This window comes from Erysipelatoclostridium sp. An15 (genome assembly GCF_002160675.1).
Taxonomy (GTDB): domain Bacteria; phylum Bacillota_I; class Bacilli_A; order Erysipelotrichales; family Coprobacillaceae; genus Thomasclavelia; species Thomasclavelia merdavium.
Genome location: NZ_NFLA01000101.1, coordinates 1 through 1,918 on the forward strand (window position 1 = coordinate 1; position 1,918 = coordinate 1,918).

Genomic DNA, 1,918 nt, shown 5'->3' on the forward strand with positions numbered 1-1,918 from the left:
TTATTTGATTATGTAAACTGGTATAATAATATCAGGATACATGGTTCACTTGATTATAAAACACCTGTTGAATTTAGAATGTTCTCATAGAAATTGTCCAAAAAAGTGTTGACAATCCAGTTTTTACATCTTAAATGGTAATATACTTTTTGTTTTCCATTAGGATATTTAAACGATTCTGATGAACTCATAATCTCTCCACATAAAGGGCATTTAACTAATCCTGAAAACAAATGAATGTGTTCCCCATAATTAGAATGTTTATTTTTAACTAATACATTTCTAGTTGCATTCCAAGTATTTATATCAATAATTGGTTCACAATAATTTTCAACTCTTAAAACATCTTGAGGTTTTCTTTTATACTTCCCATATTCAAATATTCCAATATAAATTGAATTAGTAAGTATTTTATAAACTCTATCTGATAACCATTTTCCTTGTTTTAAGCAAGCATTATTATTGTGCATAATAGTTGCTATATTTCTTGTTGAATGTCCTTGTTTGCATAGTTCAAATATTTCTTTAACTACTTGTGATTCAATAGGTTCTATTTCTAAATGACCAGTATTTTTATTTCTAACATAGCCATAAGGTGCTTTACTAGGGTGTATTTTTTCTAAAGCCATTTCTTCCATAGCTCTTTTTGTTCTTGCTCCAATTTCTTTTCTTTCTCGTTGACCGAATACTAAGTTCATTCCAAATATCATTTCACCATTAGCAGTAGATACATCGTAGGGTTCTAATATTAATTCAATTTTAACATCGTGTTCTTCACAGTAATTTAAAAGCCAAAATCCATCATAATTATTTCTTGTAAGTCTATCTACTTTAATAGCAATTAATTTATCAATCTTTTTAGATTTTATATCAGTAAGTAATCTTTGCATTTCTGGTCTCATTAAATCTTTGCCTGAATGACCTGCATCGTTATAAACATCAACTATACTATAATCATTCTTTTCACAATACTCTTTAATCATTCTAAGTTGTGAATCAATAGAATAACCATTATCTCTTTGATCATCTGTACTAACTCTTACATAAACACCACATCTCATAAAATTCCTCCTTTCTTCATTTTTGAGAAGGATTAATATTCCTCTCACTTGTTTCCTCACTTAAGTTTAAAATGGCAACCTAGATTTTTAAAAAAATTAATCTTCTCATATGTTTCCTAACTAAAACTCAAAAAAGCAGACAGAATTTCAAAAAAAATTAATCCTCTCATATGTTTCCTAACTTAAAAGCAAAAATATACCCCTTTAATTTTGAAAAGATTAATTCCTTCATATATTTCCTCACTAAAAGGCACTTTTACGAAGTGTGTTTTCAAAAAAATTTAATATTTGTATTTTTTTATAATATTTTCTATTTCTTTTAAGTTATATTTTGCATTATGTTCTTTAATGTAAAATGGTTTATTACTTATTTCATTTACTTTGTATTCAAGTATAGTAAGATTAATAGGATATGTAATTAGATATTCAGTTGGTTCTATAACCTGTAAATTAGTATGTAGAAGAACTTTAATTTTTCCTTTTTTAGTTTTGCAAGTGTAGTTTTTAATAAGTTCTATTATTTTTGGGTTAGGTTTAAATTCTTCTATAGTTTTAAATTCAAGCATAAAAAATGTCCTCCTTCCTAGAAAGAGAACATTAAAGTTTAATATTTATATAAAATAAAAACTTACGAACTTTTTACAGTCCGTAAGTTGTATTCAAATGGAGCGGGTGATGGGAATCGAACCCACGTAGTCAGCTTGGAAGGCTGAAGTTCTACCATTGAACTACACCCGCATTGAAATGGTGACCCGCAGGCGATTCGAACGCCTGACCCTCTGATTAAAAGTCAGATGCTCTACCGACTGAGCTAGCGGGTCATCTTGGCTGGGGTACCTGGATTCGAACCAGGGAGA

At 28.9% G+C, this 1,918-nt stretch carries 3 protein-coding genes and 2 tRNA genes; 1 reads left to right on the top strand and 4 read right to left on the bottom strand.

Annotated elements, in window-relative coordinates; translation table 11 throughout:
• Positions 1-90: IS3 family transposase (locus B5E92_RS15130; RefSeq protein WP_143357590.1), on the top strand; the 90-nt coding region annotated here is incomplete at its 5' end.
• Here the strand turns inward: B5E92_RS15130 and B5E92_RS15135 are convergent.
• From B5E92_RS15135 to B5E92_RS15150, 4 genes are all read right to left on the bottom strand, one after another.
• Entirely contained in the window at positions 54-1,061 is a 1,008-nt protein-coding gene (locus B5E92_RS15135; protein ID WP_087303521.1) for a recombinase family protein, read from the bottom strand. The two genes, B5E92_RS15130 and B5E92_RS15135, sit on opposite strands and share 37 nt — an antisense overlap.
• A gap of 281 nt (positions 1,062-1,342) precedes the next feature.
• Positions 1,343-1,627: a hypothetical protein gene (locus B5E92_RS15140; RefSeq protein ID WP_087303523.1), complete on the bottom strand. Its 285-nt coding sequence runs from the start codon at positions 1,625-1,627 to the stop codon at positions 1,343-1,345.
• A 98-nt stretch (positions 1,628-1,725) separates the two neighbouring features.
• Positions 1,726-1,799 (bottom strand) — tRNA-Gly (locus B5E92_RS15145).
• Positions 1,800-1,806: 7 nt separating this feature from the next.
• Positions 1,807-1,882, bottom strand: a tRNA-Lys gene (locus B5E92_RS15150).
• Between the last annotated feature and the right edge of the window lie 36 nt (positions 1,883-1,918).